The following is a 2100-nucleotide window of genomic DNA, read 5'->3' as shown; positions in this document are numbered from 1 at the left end:
GGCGGAGGTCACCGGGGCGGGCGAGGCCGTCGCTATGGCCGTCGCCGGGCGACCGGTCGCGCTGTCCGAGCTCGACGGACCCGGCGTCGAGATCCTGGCCGAGCGGCTGAGCCGGATGCCGTGAACAGGTGCACCCTGGACGCCGGGCAGGGTCTGCTCGCCGGCGGCCGGTGGGAGGAACCGGATGTCCCGGATGACGTGGTGCCAGGTGACGGGGCGCCGGATGCTGCGCCAAGGCCTGGTCACGCCGCTGGAGACGGGTGCGGCCGGGATCGTGCGGGCGATGTGCGGCGCCCAGGCGCAGGTCCCGTCCGCCGCCGAGCTGTCCGTCGCCCTGCGGGGGGCCGGGTTGACGACGTCCGGCGTCCGGCATGCGTTGCATCGGGACCGCGTTCTCGTGCGGACCTTCGGTCCGCGCGGGACTGTGCACCTGTTCGCTGCCGAGGACCTGCTGCTGTGGGTCCGGGCGTTCGAGGAGGTGTACCCGGTGGCGCCGGCAGCGGGCTCCGTCCTGGACGAACGTCAGTCGGACGCGGTGGTGGACGCCGTGGACGACGCGCTCCGGGCGGGTCAGGACGCCGGTGCGCTGACCCTCGACGAGCTCTCGGACGCCGTCGTGGCCCGTGCCGGGGCGTGGGCCGGTGATCTCGTGCTGCCGGCCTTCGGCGGGTTCTGGCCGCGGTGGCGGCAGGCTCTCGTGGTCGCAGCCGGGCGCGGGGTGCTCTGCTACGGGCCCTCCCGTGGCCGGGCGACGACGTTCGTCAGCCCGCGCAGGTGGTTGCCGCGTTTCGACCCGGCCGGCATCGCACCGTCCGGTGCCGGCCCGCTCGTGCGCCGCTATCTCGAGGCCTACGGTCCGGCCCGGCCGGAGGACCTCGCGCGTTGGCTCGCGGTGACCCCTGCGCGGGCGGCCCGCTGGTTCGCGGAGCTCGACCTCGAACCCGTCGAGGTCGAGGGCGTGCGGGCCTGGCCGGCGTGGCAGCTGCCCGGCGCGCCGGAGAGCGACGTCCTGCCGGAGGGCGTCCGGCTGCTCCCGTACTTCGACGCCTACGTGATCGCCGCGGCCCCGCGGGACCTGCTCCACCCCGGCCGGGCGGCCGACCGCGCCCTGACCCGCGGCCAGGCAGGGACCCGGCCCGTGGTTCTCGTCGACGGCGTCGTCCGCGGCATTTGGCACGCTCGTACGACCCGGGCGACGACCCACCTCACTGTCGAGGTGTGGCAGCGGCTGTCCGCCCGACGGCGTCGCGACCTCACGGACGAGGTCCACCGGGTCGGTGACCTGACCGGCACCAGGGCCACCTTAGAACTCGGCGAGGTCAAAGCAGGCCCGCACGCCTGACCCGCTGATGGCTGCCGCCTCGTCGAGGGTGTCGTGGTCTGGCTGCTTGTCTTTGCGCGTTGTCGGACGCCGAAACGACCGGGGTTGCCGCAGAGGGTCTGCGTAGCCATGATCGGAGCCGGTCACTCGGGTCACGACTGGGCCGGCGAGGAGGTGGCGTGGGGACGGGCGAGGCAGGTGCCGGACCTGCGGCGGGCCGCTCCGGCCCGGAGGGGCAGGCGGGCGGGCGCCCGGGCGGTGAGACAGCGCGGGCGAAGTCTCCGGGGCAGTGCCTGTCTCCGCAGCGGTGGGGTCTGGAGGCGCGGCTGTTGGACGCCGTCGAGCAGGCGGTGATCGCCACCGACCTGCACGGGCGGGTCCTGTTCTGGAGCCGGTTCGCCGAAAGGCTGTACGGCTGGTCGTCGCACGAGGTGATCGGCCGGCCGATCACCCAGGTCGTCGCGACCGGGGCCAGTGCTCGGCAGGCCGAGGAGATCATGGCCGCGCTGGCGCGTGGGGACCGCTGGCAGGGCGAGTTCGAGGTCACCCGGAAGGACGGGTCCACGTTCACCGCGTCGGTCACCGACAGTCCGTTGCTCGTCGACGGTGAGGTCGTCGGGGTGGTGGGCGTGTCCGTGGACGTGTCCGAGCGGCGCCGCCTGGAGGAGGCTCTGCGGACCAGCGAGCGGCAGTTCCGGACTCTGTTCGAGTCGATCGACGAGGGCTTCTGCCTGGCGGAGATCGTGGTCGACGAGGAACGGACTGTCGGTGACCGACGC

The 2100-nt window shown here is 74.0% G+C and carries 2 protein-coding genes and 1 pseudogene; all 3 read left to right on the top strand.

What is annotated here, in order from left to right; translation table 11 throughout:
• Positions 1-124: pseudogene (locus tag ECOMGDLI_RS36605) on the top strand (DinB family protein); the annotation flags it as partial.
• Between the two features lie 60 nt (positions 125-184).
• A complete protein-coding gene (locus ECOMGDLI_RS02150) occupies positions 185-1342 on the top strand; it encodes a winged helix DNA-binding domain-containing protein (protein WP_088313159.1) in 1158 nt (385 codons plus the stop codon).
• A gap of 308 nt (positions 1343-1650) precedes the next feature.
• On the top strand, positions 1651-2100 hold a 450-nt coding region (locus tag ECOMGDLI_RS34310; RefSeq protein ID WP_158220860.1), incomplete at its 3' end, for a PAS domain-containing protein.

This window comes from Kineosporia sp. R_H_3 (genome assembly GCF_002198675.1).
Taxonomy (GTDB): Bacteria; Actinomycetota; Actinomycetes; order Actinomycetales; family Kineosporiaceae; genus R-H-3.
This window is presented reverse-complemented; position numbering and strand designations above follow the sequence as displayed.

Excerpts from the sequence above, each read along its gene's own strand:
- ECOMGDLI_RS02150 (WP_088313159.1), top strand. The coding sequence starts at position 185 with ATGTCCCGGATGACGTGGTGCCAGGTGACGGGGCGCCGGATGCTGCGC.